Annotated in this window: 12 protein-coding genes and 3 pseudogenes; 7 read left to right on the top strand and 8 right to left on the bottom strand. The window is 59.5% G+C overall.

Annotated elements, in window-relative coordinates; translation table 11 throughout:
* Nucleotides 1-219 precede the first annotated feature (219 nt).
* The 4 genes from L598_RS12530 to speB (L598_RS12515) are packed head-to-tail and all read left to right on the top strand — an operon-like array spanning nucleotide 220 to nucleotide 4,837.
* Nucleotides 220-834, top strand: a complete 615-nt coding sequence (locus L598_RS12530; RefSeq protein WP_210244990.1) for an ABC transporter permease — start codon at nucleotides 220-222, stop codon at nucleotides 832-834.
* Nucleotides 834-2,894 (top strand): ABC transporter ATP-binding protein, encoded by a 2,061-nt coding sequence (locus tag L598_RS12525; protein WP_186445025.1) that lies wholly within the window; start codon nucleotides 834-836, stop codon nucleotides 2,892-2,894. The genes L598_RS12530 and L598_RS12525 overlap by 1 nt, the downstream gene beginning before the upstream one ends.
* Before the next feature lie 26 nt (nucleotides 2,895-2,920).
* Entirely contained in the window at nucleotides 2,921-3,871 is a 951-nt protein-coding gene (speB, locus tag L598_RS12520) for an agmatinase (RefSeq protein WP_144862859.1), read from the top strand.
* An 18-nt stretch (nucleotides 3,872-3,889) separates the two neighbouring features.
* Nucleotides 3,890-4,837 (top strand): agmatinase, encoded by a 948-nt coding sequence (speB, locus tag L598_RS12515; RefSeq protein WP_144862858.1) that lies wholly within the window; start codon nucleotides 3,890-3,892, stop codon nucleotides 4,835-4,837.
* Nucleotides 4,838-5,350: 513 nt separating this feature from the next.
* Here the strand turns inward: speB (L598_RS12515) and L598_RS12505 are convergent.
* From L598_RS12505 to L598_RS12475, 6 genes and pseudogenes are all read right to left on the bottom strand, one after another.
* Nucleotides 5,351-5,650, bottom strand: a complete 300-nt coding sequence (locus L598_RS12505; RefSeq protein WP_144862857.1) for a hypothetical protein — start codon at nucleotides 5,648-5,650, stop codon at nucleotides 5,351-5,353.
* Nucleotides 5,650-7,062, bottom strand: a pseudogene (locus tag L598_RS12500) (IS66 family transposase); the annotation flags it as partial. The gene L598_RS12505 and the pseudogene L598_RS12500, both read right to left, overlap by 1 nt.
* Before the next feature lie 327 nt (nucleotides 7,063-7,389).
* Nucleotides 7,390-7,515 (bottom strand): annotated as a pseudogene (locus tag L598_RS21785) (transposase); the annotation flags it as partial.
* Between the two features lie 58 nt (nucleotides 7,516-7,573).
* Nucleotides 7,574-8,209, bottom strand: coding sequence for a DUF1419 domain-containing protein (locus L598_RS21780; protein ID WP_246658740.1), 636 nt, complete (start codon nucleotides 8,207-8,209; stop codon nucleotides 7,574-7,576).
* Nucleotides 8,210-8,348: 139 nt separating this feature from the next.
* On the bottom strand, nucleotides 8,349-9,305 hold the full coding sequence (locus L598_RS12480) for a DUF3991 and toprim domain-containing protein (protein ID WP_144862856.1): 957 nt from the start codon (nucleotides 9,303-9,305) through the stop codon (nucleotides 8,349-8,351).
* Nucleotides 9,306-9,520: 215 nt separating this feature from the next.
* Complete coding sequence (locus tag L598_RS12475; RefSeq protein ID WP_144862855.1) at nucleotides 9,521-9,703, bottom strand: hypothetical protein; 183 nt, start codon at nucleotides 9,701-9,703, stop codon at nucleotides 9,521-9,523.
* A gap of 469 nt (nucleotides 9,704-10,172) precedes the next feature.
* Between L598_RS12475 and L598_RS12470 the strand changes: the two genes are divergently transcribed.
* Complete coding sequence (locus L598_RS12470; RefSeq protein WP_144862854.1) at nucleotides 10,173-10,739, top strand: hypothetical protein; 567 nt, start codon at nucleotides 10,173-10,175, stop codon at nucleotides 10,737-10,739.
* A 39-nt stretch (nucleotides 10,740-10,778) separates the two neighbouring features.
* Here L598_RS12470 and L598_RS12465 read toward each other — a convergent pair.
* Nucleotides 10,779-11,286 (bottom strand): annotated as a pseudogene (locus tag L598_RS12465) (SOS response-associated peptidase).
* 61 nt (nucleotides 11,287-11,347) lie between these two features.
* Here L598_RS12465 and L598_RS12460 point away from each other — a divergent pair.
* Nucleotides 11,348-11,938, top strand: coding sequence for an SOS response-associated peptidase (locus L598_RS12460; protein WP_144862853.1), 591 nt, complete (start codon nucleotides 11,348-11,350; stop codon nucleotides 11,936-11,938).
* 229 nt (nucleotides 11,939-12,167) lie between these two features.
* Here L598_RS12460 and L598_RS12455 read toward each other — a convergent pair whose 3' ends face one another.
* Nucleotides 12,168-13,145: a S41 family peptidase gene (locus tag L598_RS12455; RefSeq protein WP_144862902.1), complete on the bottom strand. Its 978-nt coding sequence runs from the start codon at nucleotides 13,143-13,145 to the stop codon at nucleotides 12,168-12,170.
* Between the two features lie 338 nt (nucleotides 13,146-13,483).
* Between L598_RS12455 and L598_RS12450 the strand changes: the two genes are divergently transcribed.
* Complete coding sequence (locus tag L598_RS12450; RefSeq protein WP_144862852.1) at nucleotides 13,484-14,182, top strand: IS6 family transposase; 699 nt, start codon at nucleotides 13,484-13,486, stop codon at nucleotides 14,180-14,182.
* Nucleotides 14,183-14,236: the final 54 nt, after the last annotated feature.

Genomic DNA, 14,236 nt, shown 5'->3' with positions numbered 1-14,236 from the left:
CAAACAGCCGTGTTTCGGTCTCTCAATTCTAAGCTTCTGATCGGGAGCGGCCTCCTTCTTCTCATCGCATTCGTCGCGATTTTTGGCTCTTGGCTTTCTCCTTACGCCTACGATCAAATGAGCGTCCTTCAGAGGATGAAGCCGCCGTCCAGCGCTCATTGGTTCGGTACTGATGAACTTGGACGTGACGTGTTCAGCCGAACGCTGACAGGGGCGGGAATGTCGATCGCCATCGGGTTCGGGGCAACAATGCTCAGCTTGCTGGTTGGCGTGCCCTTGGGCCTGCTCAGCGGATACAAGCGCGGTGGGTTCGACGAGTTCGTCATGCGGTGCATGGACGTCCTCTTGTCGATGCCTCCCATCATGCTTGGTCTGCTCTTTCTTGCAGTGAGCGAGCCTAGCGCGTGGAAGGCAATTCTCGCTGTCGGCTGCGTCTACATCCCGCCCACTGTTCGTCTGACCCGTTCGATTGCGCTCGAGTTGGCGAATGAGGAGTTCATCGAAGCGGCGAGGGCTCGCAGCGAAAGCACCTGGTACATCCTCATCAAGGAGATCCTGCCGAATGCATGGCCGACCATTGCGGTTGAGGGAAGCCTGCGTGTGACCTTCGCAATCCTGCTTGGTGCTGCACTCAGCTTCCTTGGAATGGGCGCGCAACCGCCGAGCTCCGAATGGGGGCTGATGATCAGTCAGGCACGGCCCTACATCGCACAGGCACCGTGGATCGCCCTCGCTCCTGGTCTGGCCATGTGTCTGACGGTGATTGCTATCAACCTGTTTGGCGACGGCTTGCGTGCCGCGATCGATCCTCGCTCCGCTTCACGAGGCCACTAGTGACCCTTTTATCCATCAAGAACCTTACGGTGTCCTATGGGTCGCCTCCGTATCAGCTGAAGGCGCTGAATGCGGTCAACATCGATATTGCTCCTGGCGAGACAGTGGCTTTGGTGGGCGAGTCCGGGTCAGGGAAAAGCACGATCGCGATGGCGATCATGGACCTGATCCCTCGCAAGGCTGTCTCAGGCGAGATCTTCTTCAAGGGCAGGGAACTTACCTCCCTCCCGTCTGAAGAGCGTCGAAAGCTTCGGGGACGCAACATCTCCATCGTCTTTCAGGATCCCTTCACGTCGCTGAACCCGTCCATCAGGATCGGAAAGCAGATTGCGGAAGGTCTGACGACACACCTCGGCATGAGCAATGCTCAGGCGATGAAGAGAGCCGCTGAAGCTCTGAAAGAGGTGGGTATCGCTGACCCTGAGACGGTAGCAAACGCATATCCGCACCAGCTGTCTGGCGGCATGCGTCAACGTGTTCTCATCGCCTCTGCCCTCGTATGTAATCCTGAGCTTCTCATCCTCGATGAGCCTACTACGGCTCTTGATGTGACTATCGAAGCCCAAGTTCTGGATCTAGTTCAGGAGATTGCCGCCCGGAGACACGTCGGCGTCCTGTTCATCACCCACAATCTGGGTGTCGTGAATAAGATCGCTGATCGCGTATGCGTGCTTTACGCAGGCCAGCTCGTTGAAGAAGGCACGAAAGAGCGTGTCCTCAGGGATCCGTTGCATCCTTACACGCGAGGTCTTCTGGGCTCGATCCCAAAGCTGGGGCACAGGGAGTCGAGGCTAACCCCGATTGAAGGACGTTTCCCCGATCTCACCGATACCCCAACGGGCTGCATATTCGAGGAGAGGTGTCCTTTCAGGGAAGCAGCATGTTCTGAACCCCAGCAATTGCGGTCGCTGGAAAATCGAAGGATCAAGTGCTGGAAGGCTGAGCCCGCCCAGGTTGAGACATGGCCCGTTACGGAGCGACACACCTCAACATCGGATGTGCGGAGCTCAGATGAAAAAGCGCTCGTTGAACTCCAGAAAATTACGAAACGCTTCACGTCTTCGACTGGCAAGCTCACGCTGAAAACGAAGCTCGGCTTCCTTCCGCTTCCAGCGGTCGAAAAGAAATCCGTTGGCGTCCTAAACGAGATATCGCTTTCAATCGGCCGCGGAGAGGTTCTCGGACTGGTTGGCGAAAGCGGTAGCGGAAAATCCACACTCGGCCGCATCATGCTCAAGCTCATCGATGCAAGCGATGGGCGGGTAGTTTTCGATGGCAAGGAAATTTCCGATGCCTCTGATGGTGAACTGAAGGAGTTCCGGAAAAGGGCTCAGATCGTCTTCCAGAACCCAACCTCCTCGCTAAACCCGAGGCGCACAATTGGCGATGCTATCAGCCGTGCCTTCAAGCTGGCTAACCCCCAAGCAGATCGGAAGACGGTGCGCAAAAGCGCCGAGGAGCTGATTGACCGCGTGGGGCTCCCAATCAGATACTTCGATCGGTATCCGCATCAGCTATCGGGTGGCGAGAAGCAGCGAGTAGGCATCGCAAGAGCTCTGGCTTCCAACCCCGATTTGATTGTTTGCGACGAGCCAGTTTCGGCCCTCGATGTGTCGGTGCAAGCGACGGTTCTGAACCTCTTCAAGGACCTTAGATCAGATATGAACCTCTCATATCTGTTCATTTCGCACGATCTCGCCGTCATTTCCCATATCTCTGACAGGATAGCAGTTCTGTACATGGGGACGATCGTCGAGGAAGGCCCTGCAGCGGCCGTCTTGGATGCTCCACACCATCCTTACACTGAGGCTCTTCTGTCTGCTGCCGCGGTGCCTGATGAAGCCGAGACCGACAAGAAGCGGATCGTCGTTAAAGGAGACAACATTCGCCGAGTGACGCACGGATGCGTTTTCCAGGGCCGTTGTCGCCGCCAAATTGGCTCGATCTGCGAAACGACCAAACCACCCATTCGGGAAACCGATCAGGGGCTCCGAATCGCCTGCCATCTGTCTGTTGATGACCTTTTGATGGGCCAAAAACAGTTAGCCGAAAATTCCTAATTTCTAACGACTCGAGAGAGTGAACTATGACAAATCGCTATACTGCGAGCCTTCCAAGTGTGGGGCTGACATCTTTTTTGCGCGCTCCTGTAGTTGAAGACTTTAGCAAGATCGATGCGGACGTTGCATTTCTTGGAATTCCCTATGATGGGGGTAATGGCTGGCGTCCAGGTACTCGCTTTGGCCCTCGAGAAATTCGAAATCTCTCGGTGCGCTATGGCGCTTGGGGCGGTCACTCCGCCAACGGATACTGGGATATCAAGGATCGCACCCGATACCTTGAAGGGATCCGTATGGTCGACTGTGGCGACGTTGACGTTGCCTTCTACGACTGGGAACGGAACTCCAATCTCATCACCTCGAGTGTCGAGGCGATCCTCGACCGCGGTGCCCTCCCGGTGATGGTAGGTGGCGATCATTCCGTCAGCTTCCCGAATGTGAAGGCGTTCGAGAGATTTGGCCCGATCGATATCGTCCAATTCGACGCTCATATGGATTGGCGCGACGAAATTGCAGGCGTTCGCGAAGCTAACCCGATGCCTATGCGACGCATCAAGGAGCTGCCGTTCGTCAGAAATATGATCCAGATCGGCATTCGAGATGTGCGCACCACTGCCGATCAGGTTCGCGATGCCGAAGAAGCTGGCGCGATTATCATCACTCGCGATGAGGTTCGTGATGAAGGCGTAGCTGGCATCCTGAAGCGTTTCCCTGAGCTTGGGAACGTCTTCGTCAGCATTGACATAGACGGTCTCGATCCTTCGATTGCGCCTGGCACGGGTTCGCCAACACCGGATGGGCTTCTCTACCACGAAGTCCGCGGAATTCTTAAGGGCGTTGCAAAAGCAGGAAACGTCGTTGGCTTCGATCTGGTCGAAGTCAATCCGATGGTCGACGAAGGCGGGCGCACATGCCTGCTCTCCAGCGTAATGATCCTCGAATTTCTCGGCGCGATTTTCGCCAACCGGAAAGCCTAAATAATCAAGAGTAGAACCATGACAAAACGATACAACGCAAACCTGACCTCGGTTGGTCTGGCCACAATGTACAAGTCCCCTGTTTGCGAGGATTTTTCGAAAATCGAGGCAGACGTTGCGTTCCTCGGTATCCCCTATGACGGCGGCGTCGGTTATCGCCCAGGCTGCCGGTTTGGCCCGAGCGCAATGCGTGAATATTCCAAGCGGTTCACATCCTGGGGTGGCGCAAACCCGGCTGGCTACTGGGATCTCGATGCTGGTGAGCGTCTGCTCGACGGTGTGAAGATGGTCGACTGCGGCGATGTCGACATTGCCTACTATGATTTCGAACGGAATTTCGGCCTCATCACGGGGAATATCGAGGCCATCCTTGATGCTGATGCTCTGCCGGTCATGATCGGTGGCGACCACTCCGTGACGTATCCTTGTATCCGTGCCTTCTCGAGGTTCGAGAAGCTGGATGTCATCCACATCGACGCACATTTGGACTGGATCGACAACGTAGATGGAGTTCGTTACGCGAGCGGCAGCCCTCTGCGTCGTTCGAAGGAGTTGCCGTTTGTCCGCAACATGACGCACATCGGCATTCGTGACGTGCGCACTCGCGAAGAAGATTGGAATGACCTCCATAAAAGAGGCGCGAGCGTTATCACACGGAAAATGATCCGCGATAATCTGGAAGCTGCACTGGCAAGAATTCCGGAGATGTCTAACGTCTATGTGACTATTGACATCGACGGCATGGATCCCTCCATCGCTCCAGGAACTGGTTCGCCGTGCTCTGACGGCCTCCTGTACCATGAGCTGAAAGCGATCCTCCAGGACGTCACCAAGAAGGGCAGAGTTGTTGGCCTTGATCTGGTAGAGATCAATCCGCTGGTCGACCTTGAAGGTCAGACATCGCTGATGGCGAGCACGTTCATGCTTGAGTTTTTGGGGGCAATTTTCAAAGCTCGCAGGCCGTAGGTCCACGTAGTTGTCTTCGTGCTGGAAGTTGGTTGGTCGGCGCGAAGACAACCCTGCTCCTACCCGCTACCCCTTTCCGCATGTATGTGCTCGTCATCTTCGACTTGGGCAGCCTGGTCTTCCAGATGTCCATGAGCCTGATCGACAGGTCTCGGGCTGCGGGATCAGTACTCTGTAGTGGCTCCAGGAAGTGAAGCGCTTACTGAACCAAAGTTGGTGAGCTTCCGGGCTTTACCGAAGATCTCACTGTTGCCCTCTACCGTAGCGGTAGAAAGCAACTACCCTAACCTGTCTCCAATCAGCCATTGTTCACATCTGGACTCTGTTCTGTTTGTGGTCCTTTCTCGCGGAGATCGCGGCCCAAAGCTCGAGTTCTCTTTCCGTCGTCACTGTCTGACGGTTTAGCATCCGTGCTGTTGCGAGGATTGCGACGGAAAATTTCGAATCTACAGCGTTGCTCGGTTTCACTCCAGCGACCAGTTTCGCGTAACCATCCGGCCAGGGCCATGTAGACTATGATTTCGGCTCGTCTGCCATGATCCGCTCGATCATCTCCGGATCACATTGGCAGTCCACGAGGAATTGGCGAACGCCGCCCGCCCGGGCTCGTACGTCCGCGAGGAACTCCTTCAGGCTCTCGATGCCACGAGCTGTGAAGGTTGTGACGCCCTCTTCGGTGCCGTCGTGGACGTGGATCGTCTCGCCGTAGTCGATGTTGTCGGAATTGCTGGCGACTTCCTGAAGGAGTTCGAGGTTCTCGCCGGTCAGCGTAGCGACGTATTCGAACTCATAGACATGGGTTGGACGCGCCATCAGGCTGCTTGCTGCCGGGTGTTTCCGGCGGATTTCCAATTCCATGGCAGAAGTTCGGGTAGCCTGGATACGTAGATGTTGGGGATCCGGGCGAGGACATCCGCCAGCCAGGCCTGCGGGTCGATATCGTTCATTTTTGCCGAGACGATCAGCGAATACATGAACGCGCCGCGATCTCCGCCGCGCTGCGATCCGGCGAAGAGCCAAGCCTTGCGCCCCAGAGCGACACCACGAAGGGCGCGTTCGGCGGCGTTGTTCGTGAGACAAAGCCTGCCGTCATCGAGGAAGCGGGTGAAGGCCTCCCAACGTCCCTCCTTCTCGAACATGTAGTTGATCGCTTTGGTGACGGGATTGTGCTTCGACATTTGCGCGCGCTGAGCCTTGAGCCAGTCGTGCAATTCTTCAATGAGAGGACGAGCATGCTGCCGCCTGGCCGCGAGCCGCGCCTCGGCGGGCAGCCCATTTATGCCGCGCTCGATGTCGAACAGGGCGTCGACGCTGGCGACAGCCTCAAATGCGACGGGCGAGATCTCGTGGGCGGGTTTGTTCTTGCGCACATTGCCGGCAATGTCGGCCAGTTCGAAGAACTTGCGCCGTGCATGGCTCCAGCACAGGGCGCCGAGCACCGGTACGGGACTGCGGTCGGCACGATAGAGGTCGTTGTAGCCACCGTAGGCGTCGGCCTGCATCGTGCCCTGCCACCCGGCGAGATGCCGGTTGGGGTGGGCCTTCTCGCGATCAGGAGAGAAGTAGAAAAGTGCTGCGGGAGGAGCGCCGCCCGCAAAGGGGCGGTCATCGCGGACGTAGGTCCAGAGCCTGGCCTGCCTCGTTGCGCCGCGAGCCAGAAGCGGCACGGTGGTGTCATCGCCATGCAACCGTTCGGCGGCCAGTACATGGGCGCGGATCAGATCATGGATCGGCTGCAGGGCGGTCGCGCAAGCGCCGACCTGATCGGCCAGCGTGGAGAGGCTGAGATCGACGCCTTCCCTGGCGTAACGCTCGGCCTGGCGGTTCAAGGACTGATGCTGGCCGAACTTCTCGAAGAGGATCGCGGCGGGCAGGTTCGGTCCTGCCCATCCGCGCGGTGTGGCGTGGAAAGGTGCTGGTGGCTGCGAAATCTTCTCGCAACCCCGGCAGGTGAACTTCTCGCGCACCGTCTGGATCACTTTCCATTGGCGAGGGATCACCTCCAGCGTCTCGGTGATGTCTTCGCCCATCTTCACGATCCGGGCCGAACCGCCGCGATCTCGTCCTCGGTGGTCGGCCTCGAGTTCTTCGAGCTCCAACTCCATCTGGTCGATCAGCCGGGCGCGGCGTTCTGAACTCTGGCCATACTGCGCCCGCTGCAGCTTGGCGATCTCGAGCTTGAGGTGCCGCATCATCGCCTCCGACGTCGTAACGACAGCGCGCACCGCGCCCGAGCCCTTCCTGCACCTTCAGCGCCAGGCTGTTCATGCCGCAACGCATGTCCGTCACGCCACCCGCGATCCACACCTTTACTCCTGCCGGAAAGGCGATCATGACGCGTCCAGAACCGGCAGCAGACGGGCCAGGATGTTCGGATCGAGCGTCGCCGGGATCGTCAGGCGGCGGCCGTTCGGCAGGCCGATCTCGATCTGCACCTCATCGTCAGACCGAAGCCGCGACACCACCTCACGCGGTCCGGCTTCCGGCGGCGAAATCGCCAGTGGCACGAAACCATGGGCAGCCGCGCCGCCAAGAACGCCGCTCCCGTATTCCCGACGCCAGCGCGCCAGCAGCGAGCGCGAGAGCCCGTAGCGTCGCGCCGTCGCCGAGCCCTGCCGATAGCCCTGCAAGCTCTCCTCGACGATGCGGATCTTCTCTTCATCCGTCCAATTCCGCCGGCAACCATGATCATCGGCAGCCAGGATCTCGATTTGTGAAATGACTGTAGCGCGTGATTTAGCAGATCCAGGCAGACGGCCTTTGCCGGAGGCATACAGAGTGTCGATCGCGCTTGCAATTGATTTGAAACAGGGCATGGGCCGCACACGACGCTTGATGCGCCGATGGGACGGGAAAAGGATGGGGGTCAAGCTGCAAGATCAAGCTTGACTTGCTTGAGCCTACGTCAGCAACCGCTGCCCGAACCTGCAGTACGCGATGAGCGGCGACGGGAGACCAACGCATCTGACGCTTCTTGTTCATACGAGCATTCACGAGGCTGTTGGCGGCACTTTCGGCCGGAGAGCTCGAGATCGGCTGACCTGACCAGTAGCGGTGGCAGTAGTCGACCATCGAAGTCTTGTTCTGGATCAGGTAAGTCTGAAGGTTGCCGACCAGTTTGTACGGGAGTGTCAGGAATTCTGTGCGCGAGGCCATGATGAAGAAAAGGAGAATCATCCATAATGGCGGCAGGATCTCGAACATGTGGTCGTGTTCGGCCTGCGCGATTTCGAACCATTCGCCGCGAGAAAGCGCGCTATGGTGGTTCGCCCAGCGGTTCGGGCGCTGCGCGTGACGATCGAACATGCGAAACATCTGTCGCCGGTCGGCGACGCCTTGAAACACCTTGCGGATACCAGCGGAGAGGGTCATGTCGGGCTCCTTCAGCCTTGTCGGGCTGGAGCGCGGCTCATCCTCTCGATTTCGCCATCATCTTCAGCCCTTCAGGACCCCTTCCCGCAGCCGCCTCTCCGTCCGGGCGGGTCAAGGGCCGGCGAAGCCGGGCGAAGCTTCACCCTTGACGCGCCCGGCGGGCATGCGGCAGCCGGGCTATCCCTCCCTCTCTTTCCTTTTCCGCCCTCACCAATCGGAGCTCCTCGTTCCAATCCTCCGCGGACGGACGCAGCCGCTCGAAGCGGCGGGAAGTCTCTGTCGCGATCGCGCGAAGACGCTCGGCATAGGAATCGCCCTGCGCGTTATTGTCGGTGGCTGCGACGAGCAGAGCATTGTCCCGCATGACAAGCGCGCGGATCGCCGCTTCCGTCGAGGGCGACCAGCCGCCGCCGGTGCTGACAAACAGGCTGTCGGGCCGCATGTCCTCGATCACAGCGAGGCTCATGGCATCGATCGCCGCCTCGGTGACGCAAAGCCGTGAGGCGTTGGCTGCGCCGAAGCGGAACAGGATCTTGGCGCCGCCTGTGGCGAAACCGCGCCACTCGGGCCCCCTCTCCTCCCATCCGGTGACAAGCCCAGCGTCATCTGTATGGGCGGCCCACATGCTGCCGCGCGGCCCTTCGCGCAGCCTGTCATTTCGGATCGCGGCCCGGATCACTGCCTCGGAAAGTACGCGTTCGTTGCGGAGATAGCGCCACGTCAGAGATCCGGGCCAACATTTGCGGCGTCGGCGCCAGCGCTCCGCGATGCCAATGTCGGGATCGTGCTCACGCGCCGGCCGTGTCCAGACGCGCTCGGTTGGGACATACCCTACGAGCTCCGCCACGCGGTCGAGGCATTCGGCAAACCCGACGTGATCGAGGTGAGCAACGAGTGCGTACACATCGCCTTTGGCCTCGGACAGCGGATCGAACCAGCCCTTTCCGTCGTGGATGACAATGACGATGTCGTCGCCCCGGCGGTACTTCATCGCCCGGCGCGTGCTTTCGTTCAGGTCGAGCGCGAAGCCGGCCTTCTCCAGCACGGCAGCGCAAGGGACGCGCTCTTTCAGCTCTTCAACGTCGTTCCTCTCCATAGCTCGTTTCCGGCGCCCGTCGGCGCCGGCCTTTCCTGCTCGGGTTTTCTTCCCCGCACACCGCGAGGCCCATTCCGCCTGCCGCGAAGAGCGAAGGGGGCAAGGGCGCGGCTGGCAACTGACGATTTTGGCAGTCCTGGCCCGCAGGCCAGCCGCGGCGCAGCCTCCCTTGCCGCCGACCGCTCGCAAGCGGCATCCCCGGAGGAAAGGCCGGCTCAATGAGCCGGTCTGACCTCGTAAGGATCGAATTCGTGAATGATGTCGACTTCGGCGTCGTCGAGCTCGTCGCTCGGGAGGACGCCGTATTCGCCGTCGACCTGGAAGAGGGTGACCAGGACCATCAACGTGCGGGCGAGGTGGAAGGCACGGTTCTGGGCGAGGGAGAGATCGTGCGACATCTGAGGGCTCCATCAGGAGCGGGCCAATTCCCGCTCGATGGCTCCGTCAGTGTCCGGCTCCGGTCGCGATCACCGCGACGGCGAAGCCAAGCGGCCGCAGCTGGCTAGCGGACCCCTCGTGGGTTGATCGTGGAAGACCCGAAGCCGGACCAGGAAAGCCATCGCAGAAGAGCGGGATTGGCTTGTTCCTGACGACCCTCAGGTGTGTCTGGGATTTCACCATTAAGCGGCAGGACTCTGAGCTACCCTGTGCTGCGCGTCGATCGGCGACGACTGCCCTCAATCCAGAATTCTATGGTGCGGTGGCGGAGAGCCGCGCCGTGCAGCGACGTCCTCGCGCCCGGCCGGATATGTTGCTGTCCTCTCCACAAGGCTGGGGCTTGCCGTGTGCTGCCGCCCTTAGCAGCCCGTGTTGCCGACCTGCCTGAAGCGATGGCGATCGCGCAATTTACGTGGCAGGCTTCCGCGCATGCTGATTGACGAGAGATTCTACCGTCCCCGGGTGCCGATCGCGGTCGTGGCAATCGGAGAGGCGCGCGAAGCCTTGGTTATACGAGCCGTCCTGGAAAGTCTGGGGGCAACGGTGCTACTTCATTTGATCGGAACCCCTGAGGATTTTCTCCGCGTCCTTGAGCAGGGCGACGCGGCGCCGCGCTATATCGTCATCTGTGGCCATGGGGACGACCACGGCATTGTGTTCGGCGCTTTCGACGAGAGCATCGACGTTTCGGCGCTCGAAAGGGGTTCGATGCCACCACGCGCAATCGCGGAACGCGCAAATCTACCGAGCCGAATCGTAGTGAGCACAGCCTGCGCAACCGGATCGGGCGAGTTTGGCAGACCATTCCTGAATGGCGGTGTTGCTGCCTATATCGCCCCCGAAGGCTATCCCGACGGTGGCGACGCCGCGCTCTTCGTTCACGTCCTATTCCACCAGATGCTGCAAGAGGGCAGCTCTCCGGGAGCAGCACTGGAACGAGTCCGAGCGTATGAAGACAGGTTCGCAACGTTCACAATGTTCGCAGATCCTCACTGAGAGGAACTGCGCTCTTTGGGCCATGACTTTGCCAACGCTTCAGACGGCGAGGGCGATCTGTGCAGATTCGACGCGCTGATGTGAGGCCTTGAACGCGCCAGGCGGCAGTGAACGAAGCAACTCCGCCTCGGGATGCGTCAGATCAAGCCACGCCATGCGCTGGTCCCGCCTCAGCACTGCCATTTGCCGGTCGTGGAAGCGCGCGACATCGTCGTTTGCCGCGATGGTCAAAATGGCGTAGGCCTCCGGCCAATCGCGGGTCGCCGGCCGCCAAATGCCGGCGAAATAGAACCAGTCGCCGTCGGCGAGGGAGAAGCTGTATGCCTTTCCTCGACTGCGGTGCCGGAACTCGGACGCAGGAACCAGACAGCGATGGCTGGGAAACGTCCTGCCTTCGGCTCCTACAACGGTAAAAGGCCTGCCTCCGGGTTCACGCGGCTGAAGCCCCCCAAGGAAGCTCCACCATCTCAACATCGCCGCCGTACCGCCTTATGATGACCCGGCGTTCGTCGAGCGATACGTCGGAATCGAAAGCCTTCGCGCTCATAGTGATGCGAACATAACAAGAACATGATCGCGACGCAACGGCGATCGGAGACGGAGGGCCGATGTGCAATGACTATCGACTGATGGTGGATGTCGCTTCGATCGTGGAGGACTTCGCGGATCTAAAGATCAAGATTCGCTTCGGCGAGGGAACACCGAATATCCCAGCTCGCGAGGACATCAAGATTACAGACATAGCCCCGATCATCCGGAGCATCGAAGGAGTTCGTGGCGAAGGGGACCTGGTGCAGCGGCGATGGAGCTGGCCGGGCCCGAACAAGCGGCCCGTCTACAATTTCCGCTCGGAAGCGCGCGAGTTCACGTCGAACCGCTGCCTGATCGTCGCAGACGGCTTCTACGAGTTCACTGATCCGGCCGAGAAGGGAAAGAAGCGGAAGGACAAGTGGCTCTTCACAAAGCGTGACGAACCGATCTTCTGCATCGCCGGCATCTGGCGGGAGACCAACGACGTCGGAGAGGCCTTCACCATGCTGACCATGGAACCCGGGCCCGACATCGGGCCCTATCATGACCGCCAGATCGTCATTCTCGAACGCGGCGTCTGGATCGATTGGCTCGACCCCTCGGTTCCCGCGCAATCCCTGATCCGACCGTTGCCGGCTGGAACGCTCAATGTCGAGCAGGTGGGCTGAACGCGTGAGTCATTAAGACGCGTCGGCCCTATTCCCGTGCATCAATGTGAACGAACTCGTATCTCTGTGTTGAGGAGCCCGTCGCGCGCCACACGAAAAGCTCGCCCACCACTCTGGTTTCGACCGCGCTGGCCGCCGTCTTGCATTCAGATGTTAACCATGGACGGCGGCTCGCGATGCGAACGATCGCAACCAGTCGGGAGCCGACCATGCGCGGTGCTGGTCTCGATCAGCCCTTTGCCAGCGCGATCGCAGTAGATTCCGCAGCTTCTGACGCGGCCTGAACATCGGGCAGAACACCGACGCCGCCCCAGTTGCTGCGTGTAATCGGATTTTCGGCCCTGCCGGTCGGCACCACCACGAAGAGGTCGGAACCGAGGTCATTAAGTCCGCCCGGGTTTGCGCCTCCACGTGTTTTCTCACCAACCACGGTTGCGCGCTTGAGCACTTGCAGGTCGTAGGCAAATTCCTCACCGGCCGAGTAAGTCTTTGGACCGACCAGCACATAGACGGGCTTGCCGAGATAGCTCACCGGCGTCGGCGAGCTCCAGAACGACTCCGTCCTGAACGTTGACGTCCCACGATTGCGCCAGATGAGGTCGTTGATGTGAACGCGCTTGGCCGGGTCGAGGAAGAAGCTGGCAAGATAGGCCACAGACCCCGGATGGCCTCCCCCGTTGTCCCGCATGTCGATGATGAGCGCGGCAGTGTCCGACAGCCTGCGCATAGCGGCGTCGGCCGCCGGATTGAAAACTTCGGGCGGAACGAAGCGCGCCAGGTGGATGTATCCGATATTGCCGTCGAGTCGCCTCACCTCGAAGCCGGCATCCTGCGGCGCGGTCGGCGGCGGCTGGTTGCGAAACGGCGAGCCAAAGATCACCCTCATATGGCTGTCCTTGGTGATCGCTCGGAGTTGTTCGGTCAGTTGTAACGCGAACTGGGCTGGATCAGCGACGCCGGCATAGGCATTCTCGCTCAACGCCTTCTCTAGCGCAGCCGCCGCCTGCGCCCCCTTATCCGGGAACACATAATCTTCGCGCAACTTGACGGCAATGCCTCCGATCGCCTTACTCACCGCTGCCTGATCCAGTGTCACGCTTTGTGCCGTATTGGAAACGACCTCGGCGCTTGCTGTAGATGGCGCGGCCACAAGTATCGAAATCGTCGTGAAGCCCGCAATAAGGAATGATGATTGACGGTACAGCATCTGGCTCTTTCTGTTAGGATTCAAATTATGATAGCGGGCGCCACTTTTGAGACAGATGTGCGGCGACCGCGATGTTCGACTTCGCGTCGAAAGCGAACCTCCTGTTAGCACGTAGGACACACATCGAACGGCACGGCTGGCTTGGCGGTACCCTGAACAAGCCCATATCCGGCGACGGTGGCGGGAAGGCGACAGACCAGGCACAGAAACTCCGCACGTCCTTCTAGATCGCCCTCAACCGAACCCTGCTCCCCCATGGGTCTTCGACTGGATCTGTTGCAAACTTTTCAGCAACGAGGTGATGGCATGAGGTCAGCTCCAATTTCGGAGCGTATTGCATGTTCAAAGGCCGTCATTTCGATCGATCCGTTATCTTGCTGTGTGTGCGGTGGTATCTGGCATACGGCCTGAGCTTGCGAGATCTGAAGGAGATGATGGCCGAGCGCGGCATCGGCATCGATCATTCGACGATACACCGCTGGGTGGTCTATTTCTCGCCGGTGCTATTGAAGAGCTTCAATCGACGGAAGCGAGCCGTCGGTGGCAAGTGGCATTTGGACGAGACGTATATTAAGGTTCGCGGCCAGTGGATGTACCTCTACAGGGCGATCGATAGCGCAGGCGACACGGTGGAATTCTGGTTCAGCAAACACCGTGACCTGCCGGCGGCGAAGCGCTTCATGCGCAAGGCTTTGGCCCGCCATGGCCGCCCGGATCGTATCGTCATCGACGGCAGCCAAACCAACCGGGAAGCAATCATTTTCTGCGACGCCGAGAGCCGGTTGAAGGATCGGTCACGGCGCCAATTGAAGGCGATCCGCATCCGAAGCAGCAAATACCTCAACAACCGGATCGAGCAGGATCACCGACGTATCAAGCGGCGGGTACGACCGATGATGGGCTTCAAAGCATTCTCCTCGGCAGCCATCACCCTGGCCGGCATCGAGATGGTTCATATGATGCGCAAGCGGCAAGGGCGGTTCGCCTTCAACCCAGCTCCGTCACTCAAGCAACAGTTCGAGGCAATTGCCGCCTGAATTGCGTCCGGCAAAGTGGCGCCGAGTGCCCTCCAGAAAATTTGCAACACAACC

The sequence above is a fragment of the Mesorhizobium sp. J18 genome, from assembly GCF_007829525.1.
Taxonomy (GTDB): domain Bacteria; phylum Pseudomonadota; class Alphaproteobacteria; order Rhizobiales; family Rhizobiaceae; genus VLJP01.
The sequence above is the reverse complement of the archived record's forward strand: the minus strand, read 5'-3'. Positions and strand labels throughout refer to the sequence as shown.

Bases quoted from the DNA above. Each gene is read 5' to 3' on its own strand.
- speB (WP_144862859.1), top strand. From the start codon at position 2,921: ATGACAAATCGCTATACTGCGAGCCTTCCAAGTGTGGGGCTGACATCT.
- L598_RS12530 (WP_210244990.1), top strand. From the start codon at position 220: ATGTCGATCGCCATCGGGTTCGGGGCAACAATGCTCAGCTTGCTGGTT.
- L598_RS21780 (WP_246658740.1), bottom strand. From the start codon at position 8,209: ATGACCCTCTCCGCTGGTATCCGCAAGGTGTTTCAAGGCGTCGCCGAC.
- L598_RS12470 (WP_144862854.1), top strand. From the start codon at position 10,173: ATGCTGATTGACGAGAGATTCTACCGTCCCCGGGTGCCGATCGCGGTC.
- L598_RS12455 (WP_144862902.1), bottom strand. From the start codon at position 13,145: ATGCTGTACCGTCAATCATCATTCCTTATTGCGGGCTTCACGACGATT.
- L598_RS12450 (WP_144862852.1), top strand. From the start codon at position 13,484: ATGTTCAAAGGCCGTCATTTCGATCGATCCGTTATCTTGCTGTGTGTG.
- L598_RS12480 (WP_144862856.1), bottom strand. From the start codon at position 9,305: ATGGAGAGGAACGACGTTGAAGAGCTGAAAGAGCGCGTCCCTTGCGCT.
- L598_RS12475 (WP_144862855.1), bottom strand. From the start codon at position 9,703: ATGTCGCACGATCTCTCCCTCGCCCAGAACCGTGCCTTCCACCTCGCC.
- L598_RS12505 (WP_144862857.1), bottom strand. From the start codon at position 5,650: ATGGCGCGTCCAACCCATGTCTATGAGTTCGAATACGTCGCTACGCTG.
- speB (WP_144862858.1), top strand. From the start codon at position 3,890: ATGACAAAACGATACAACGCAAACCTGACCTCGGTTGGTCTGGCCACA.
- L598_RS12460 (WP_144862853.1), top strand. From the start codon at position 11,348: ATGTGCAATGACTATCGACTGATGGTGGATGTCGCTTCGATCGTGGAG.